Source organism: Chryseobacterium sp. CBo1 (assembly GCF_001693475.1).
Classification (GTDB): Bacteria; Bacteroidota; Bacteroidia; order Flavobacteriales; family Weeksellaceae; genus Chryseobacterium; species Chryseobacterium formosense.
This window is the reverse complement of record NZ_MAUH01000050.1, coordinates 1-6404: the sequence shown is the minus strand read 5'-3', so window position 1 is coordinate 6404 and position 6404 is coordinate 1. Positions and strand designations below refer to the sequence as shown.

5 protein-coding genes are annotated in these 6404 nt (G+C 34.1%); 4 read left to right on the top strand and 1 reads right to left on the bottom strand.

The window, feature by feature from the left end; all coding sequences use genetic code 11:
• Nucleotides 1–114 precede the first annotated feature (114 nt).
• From BA768_RS17705 to BA768_RS17695, 3 genes are all read left to right on the top strand, one after another.
• Complete coding sequence (locus BA768_RS17705; protein ID WP_065721850.1) at nt 115–645, top strand: GNAT family N-acetyltransferase; 531 nt, start codon at nt 115–117, stop codon at nt 643–645.
• 112 nt (nt 646–757) lie between these two features.
• Nucleotides 758–1666 carry a LysR family transcriptional regulator gene (locus BA768_RS17700; protein ID WP_065721849.1) on the top strand — a complete coding sequence of 303 codons (909 nt, stop codon included), beginning with the start codon at nt 758–760 and terminating at the stop codon, nt 1664–1666.
• Nucleotides 1667–1889: 223 nt separating this feature from the next.
• Nucleotides 1890–3479: an ABC-F family ATP-binding cassette domain-containing protein gene (locus BA768_RS17695; protein WP_065721848.1), complete on the top strand. Its 1590-nt coding sequence runs from the start codon at nt 1890–1892 to the stop codon at nt 3477–3479.
• A gap of 80 nt (nt 3480–3559) precedes the next feature.
• Here BA768_RS17695 and BA768_RS17690 read toward each other — a convergent pair whose 3' ends face one another.
• Nucleotides 3560–4636: a hypothetical protein gene (locus BA768_RS17690; protein ID WP_065721847.1), complete on the bottom strand. Its 1077-nt coding sequence runs from the start codon at nt 4634–4636 to the stop codon at nt 3560–3562.
• 190 nt (nt 4637–4826) lie between these two features.
• On the opposite strand from BA768_RS17690, the gene BA768_RS17685 reads away from it, so the two are divergent.
• Entirely contained in the window at nt 4827–6113 is a 1287-nt protein-coding gene (locus BA768_RS17685) for an adenylosuccinate synthase (RefSeq protein ID WP_065721846.1), read from the top strand.
• The last annotated feature ends 291 nt before the right edge of the window (nt 6114–6404 follow it).

The window sequence follows — 6404 nt, the reverse complement described above, 5'->3', positions numbered from 1 at the left end:
CTCTCAATTTTGTGAGAATAAAATCGTAAATTGCATCTAGGTTATTCATGAATGTATTTGATTGGTAGTCAATACAATTTACAAATTTTTGTAACATGAATAACTTTTTTTATAATGCACTACGGGTTATCACCAGATTATAATAAAGCAAATCTTGCAAAAGACGTTGAATTCAGAGAAGGATTAAAACCTGGAGATATCGGTTATTTGATTCATCTTCACGGTAAGCTTTACACCGAAGAATCCGGTTACAGTCAGGATTTCGAAAAATATGTAATAAAAACTTTTTCCGAATTTCTAGAACATTATTCGCCGGAAAATGATAAAATCTGGCTTGCGGAATACAATCAGCAAATTGTCGGATGTGTGGCTATTTTTCAACGTTCTTCTGAGGAAGCGCAGCTGCGATGGTTTTTAACATTGCCCATGTTCAGAGGAACAGGAATTGGGAAAAAGCTGTTGAATACGGCTCTGGATTATTGTAAAGACAAGAAATACAAGAATTTGTATTTATTAACGACCAGCGTTCAGCAAAAAGCGATCGCGATGTACGAAAAAGTTGGTTTTGTAAAAACGGAATCTGTAGAATCTCTGCAATGGGGACAATTGCTTGTGGAAGAAAGGTTTGATCTAAAATTGAATTAAAAAAAAATATCAGTAATCTGATTATTTCGTAACTTTGTATCAGAAAAATGATATTGTTGAATTGTGAATTACTCTATTATTAAAATATCATTTTGGCAAAAAATTTAGCATCATGGTTAATTTAGAATGGTACCGAACTTTCAAAGCGATCTACAAAACCGGAACTTTAACGGGAGCGGCAGATTCTTTATTTATTTCTCAGCCGGGAGTGAGTCTTCATTTGGGCTCGTTGGAAGCTTATGTCGGATATAAATTATTTGACAGAACGGGCAGAAAAATGATACCAACCGAAAGAGGGAAGGTTTTGTTTAATGCCATTTCAGAACCTTTAACGAAGCTTGAAGAGGTTGAGAAAAACTTTCAAAAATCTACAGAAAAACATACTCCAACCATCAGTGTGGGAATGTGTTTTGAAACCTTTCAGACCACTTTGGAACAGTATGTTTCGAGTCTTGATTTTAATCTGATTATCAGTTTTGGCGAATATCCAGAAATGCTGGATCAGTTGGATAAAGGGATTTTAGATTTAATTATTACACCCAAAAAAGGCACTTCACCCAACATCTTACACGAAGCTTTTTCTTCCGAACAAATTGTCTTGATTGGTGGTAAAAATATTGACAAAGAAAGTTTTGATGAGGTTTTAAAAACAAAAGATTCCCAAAAAATCGAGAACTGGCTGAAACAGGAAAAATGGTACGGAACAACGGGAGATATGGAACATCTTTTTCAGTTTTGGTTGCTCAATTTCGGGCATAAACCAAATTTCCGTCCGAATTATATTGTTCCTAATCTGAATTCTATCCTTCGTTGTCTGAAAGGAGGAAACGGGTTGGCGGTAATTCCTAATTTTCTCTGTAAAGAAGAAGTTGAAAACGGTAATGTAAAAATCATCTGGGAAGGAGAGAAAAAGCTCGAAAATACCCTTTATTTTGGTTGTCGTAAAAAAACAATGTATCAATCGGAGATTGATCATATCAAAGGACTTTTCAGACAGGTGATGGATAAAATTGAGGTATGATTTTACTGAATTTTATTTGAGGAAAATTCCCCTCCTTTGGAGAGGTGGTCTACTATTTTCAACATCAGTTTGAAAAGTTTATAAAAAATACAATACAAGAATTTTTTCTTAACTTTGCCACTCATAAACCCCAAAATACCAGGATGTAGGATACAATTTCTTTCAGATTTAATAACAATAACAGAAATGTTATTGCAGTTTTAACTTTACTAAGAAAGAAATTATGCTTTTTCTACAAAATATATCCTTTGGATTTCCAGCGGGGAATCTGCTTTTTAATTCTATCAACTTAATAATACCATCGCATATAAAATCGGCTTTAGTCGGAAGCAACGGCATGGGAAAATCTACCTTACTGAAAATCATTACTAACGAAATTGAACCTTTGGAAGGAAACGTCAATATGCATGGTGATTTGTTCTATGTTCCGCAGATGTTTGGAAATTTTAACGACCTGACGATTGCGCAATGTTTAAAAATCGATAAAAAATTAGAAGCCCTTCAAAAAATAACAAATGGGGAAGTGGATGAAATTTATTTTGAAGCATTGAATGACGATTGGGACATTGAAGAACGCTGTCAAATCGCTTTGCAACAATGGAAACTTGAAAATTTAGATTTAAATCAAACATTGGAAAGTCTAAGTGGCGGACAAAAAACAAAGGTCTTTCTAGCTGGAATTCAGATCAATCAGCCTGAAATTATTTTACTCGACGAACCGACCAATCATCTCGATCTGGAAGGCAGGAATCTGTTGTATGATTTCATTAAAAAGACAAATTCGACGATTGTGATTGTCAGTCATGACCGAGCTTTGCTGAATTTAGTTGATACGATTTTTGAATTAAGCAATCAGGGAATTTCGACCTACGGTGGGAATTTTGATTTTTATGCCGAACAAAAAGAAATCGAAAATGAAGCGTTGCAAAATGATATTCACTCGAAAGAACGCGCGTTGAAAAAGGCAAAAGAAAAGGAACGCGAAACCTTGGAACGAAAGCAAAAATTGGACGCAAGAGGAAAAGGAAAACAGGAAAAATCGGGTGTGGCGAGAATTATGATGAATACACTTCGGAATAATGCTGAAAAAAATTCGTCTAAGTTAAAAGGAATTCATGCTGAGAAAATCAATGATATTTCGGGTGATTTGCGGGATTTGCGTTCGTCGGTGAGAAATGCCGATCAGATGAAAGTAATTTTTAATGATTCGAATCTGCATTCTGGGAAAATTTTGATTTCGGCGGAAGAAATTAATTTTAAATATAAAGAAGAAAATCTTTGGAAAGAAAATCTCAATATTGAAATACGAAGCGGTGACAGGATTTCGATTAAAGGTTCGAACGGTTCGGGGAAAACGACTTTGATAAAGCTGTTGTTGGGAGATTTACAGCCTTCTGTCGGAACTATTTCTAAATCGGATTTTCAGACTATTTATATTGATCAGGAATATTCTTTGATTAATAGACAAACGACAGTTTATGATTTTGCCCAACAGTTCAACGATAATGCGTTGCAGGAATCTGAAGTGAAAACTTCATTGTCAAGATTTTTATTCGGAAAGGAAACCTGGGACAAAAAGTGCGATGTTCTGAGTGGCGGAGAACGTCTGCGGCTTCTTCTGTGTGGACTTTCCATCAGCAATCAAGCGCCCGATATGATTATTCTCGATGAGCCGACGAATAATTTAGACCTTCAAAATGTGGAAATTCTGACGAATTCTATTAAGGATTATCATGGAACTTTGGTGGTGATTTCGCATGATGCGGTGTTTTTGGAGGAGATTGGGATGAGGAGTGAGGTTTTGTTGAAATAAAGAGTAATAAAATATCTCTATATTGTTTGTCATTCCGCAGGAATCTAAGTTTTTAAAAGGTTTCTGTGGAATGATAATGTTTAATATTCAAAAGGTAATATATCGTCATCTTCATATCTAAACAGTTTTAACATTTGTTTTTCTGCTTCTTTTAGTTTACGATGTTTTTTACCTTCATTAGTTTCAACAGGTTTATCATTTATAAAATAACTATCAACTCTTAAAACTTCATATCCAGTAATTTTAGTTATTCCTTCATTGTCAATTTTCTTGTTAATTTGTAATTCACAATTAATAGTAAAACCGTTTTTAAACTCAACTTGTCCTTTTTGAACTAATTCTTTGAATTCTGAAGATTTCATTAAGAATGGTATTGGTTCATTTTTATATATTCCTGTCCACTTATAATAACCTTTTTTGAGAACAGGGGATATGATTTCAATTTTAGCATTATTTATGCTTTGTGGTTCAATAATATCTGAATGTAAAATAAATCGATTAAAGTTTTGTTTTTTTATGAAATTTTCAGAAATAGAATTGTTATTATTATCTTCTATTTTAAATGAAACTTTATCTATTTTATCATAGTTGGCTAATTGTTCATAGAAGTTAGAACGACGTTTCTTTATAATAATATTATTTTCAAGTTTTTTACTTACATTTTTTATTTGTTCTTTTGCCTCTTCTATTTGCTTTGGATTTAATTCTTGGTTTAATTTTTTATTTTGTAATTCAAGATTTTCATTTTGTAGTTCAATTTTCCTAATTTCTAAAGAATCTTTTTTGTTGTCTGACGCAACCTTATCTTTGTCCTCAAGAATTTTATCAATAAAATGTTCGGTCAGCTTTTCTGTTGTTTTGGTAATTGGAGTTACTATTATTGAAGTAACAATTCCTAATACGACAGCTCCTAGAATGATTGCGTTTTTTCTTTCTTGCTTTGATAAAACTTTAAAAATTTGTTTAAAACCACCTTCTGCGTAGGGTTCAATTTCTATTGATATTTCGGAATCTAACTCTCTTGAAATTTCCTGTATTATAGCAATAATTTCATGTTGAGATTTGTTTAAAGTTATAGCATCAATTGTATGGCTATTATCATTAAACCAATAATGAATTTCTAACTTTTCAGAAAGAATTAAAGAGTTTGGAATCATTATTTTATATTGTTATAGGTTATGTTTTTTTAAAATAAATATAGTAAAATTATGATTAAATATTATTAACTATATATTTATATAGCTTAACCCCACGATTTCCACCCCACCCAAAAATAAAATCCACCACAAATTTGCCCACCCAATTTTTTAAAAGTAATTTTGCATGAATCTAAAATAAAAGTAAAATATGTCAACTTACGTAGTTGTAGGTCTTCAGTATGGAGATGAAGGTAAAGGAAAAATCACGGATGTTTTATCGGCAAAATCGGATTACGTTGTACGCTTCCAAGGTGGGGACAACGCTGGTCACACGGTTTATGTAGGGGATGAGAAATTCGTTTTGCACCTTCTTCCATCGGGAGTTCTTCAGTGCAAAGGGAAGTGTATCATTGCGAACGGTGTAGTGGTAAATCCTAAATCTTTCATTAAAGAGGTGAATCAGATCGAAAGCAAAGGCTTGAAAACTGACCACATTTTTATCAGCAGAAGAGCGCATGTCATCATGCCTTACCACATTCTTTTGGATACTTACCGTGAAGAAGAGCATGGAGGAACGCAAATCGGAACCACGAAAAAAGGGATCGGACCTTGCTATGAAGATAAAATTGCAAGAGTGGGTATCAGAATGATCGACCTTCTGAATCCTGAAATCTTAAGAGACAAAATCGAGAAAAACTTAAAAATTAAGAATTCTCTTTTTGAAAAATATTACGGAAAACCGACTTTGAATGTTGAAGAAATTTACAACGAATATTTAGAAATCGGAAAGCAGCTTCAAGACAGAATCGTTGATACGGAACTGGAGTTGAATGAAGCAATCAGAGACGGAAAAAACGTTTTATTCGAAGGAGCACAGGCTTTAATGTTGGATATCGACTTTGGAACGTATCCATACGTAACTTCTTCTTCTCCATCTACAGGAGGAGTTTGTACAGGAGCAGGTGTTCCGCCAACATCACTTCAAAACCTGATCGGTGTTGCAAAAGCATACTGTACAAGGGTTGGAAACGGACCTTTCCCTTCAGAATTAGACAACGAATTAGGAGAAAGCATCAGACAAATCGGTGGTGAATTCGGAGCAACAACAGGAAGACCAAGAAGAACAGGTTGGTTAGACCTTGTTTCTTTAAAGCACGCTTGTATGATCAACGGAATCAATAACTTAGTGATTACGAAATTAGACGTCCTTACAGGAATTGAAAACCTTAAAATCGTAACGCATTACAAAACTGAAGACGGAAAAATCATCGATTATTTCACTTCTTCAACAGAGAAATTATATAATTACGAACCAATCTACCAAGATCTACCGGGTTGGACGGAAGATTTAACGAAAGTAAGAAGCTACGACGAACTTCCGGACAATGCTCAGAAATACATCGAGTTTATCGAAAAGTATTTGGGAATCAACGTTTACTTAGTTTCTGTAGGTCCTGAAAGAAGTCAGAACATTATCAGAAAAGAATTATTCTAAGGAATATTTTTAAATAAATTAAAAGTGACTGTCAAATTTGGCAGTCTTTTTTTATGTCATTGCGAACCGACTGAAGATCTGCGAAATTAGTTCAGAAGCGACGAAGCAGTCTCAAAGAGCCTCGATTTTTCTAGAAAATCTGTCATTCAGAACGAAGCGAAAGCATAGTGAAGAATCTCTATTCTCAATCATGTAAACTTCCAGCATCAATCTCACTTTTTTAAGAAGCTTTTTCCCGCTTTCTGCACTCGCTATTTCTATTAGGATTCAGCGGCGCGGCTTCGCCGCGCC

What these genes read in the sequence shown, in the direction of transcription:
- BA768_RS17705 (WP_065721850.1), top strand. Translation starts at nt 115, where the DNA reads ATGCACTACGGGTTATCACCAGATTATAATAAAGCAAATCTTGCAAAA.
- BA768_RS17685 (WP_065721846.1), top strand. Translation starts at nt 4,827, where the DNA reads ATGTCAACTTACGTAGTTGTAGGTCTTCAGTATGGAGATGAAGGTAAA.
- BA768_RS17690 (WP_065721847.1), bottom strand. Translation starts at nt 4,636, where the DNA reads ATGATTCCAAACTCTTTAATTCTTTCTGAAAAGTTAGAAATTCATTAT.
- BA768_RS17700 (WP_065721849.1), top strand. Translation starts at nt 758, where the DNA reads ATGGTTAATTTAGAATGGTACCGAACTTTCAAAGCGATCTACAAAACC.
- BA768_RS17695 (WP_065721848.1), top strand. Translation starts at nt 1,890, where the DNA reads ATGCTTTTTCTACAAAATATATCCTTTGGATTTCCAGCGGGGAATCTG.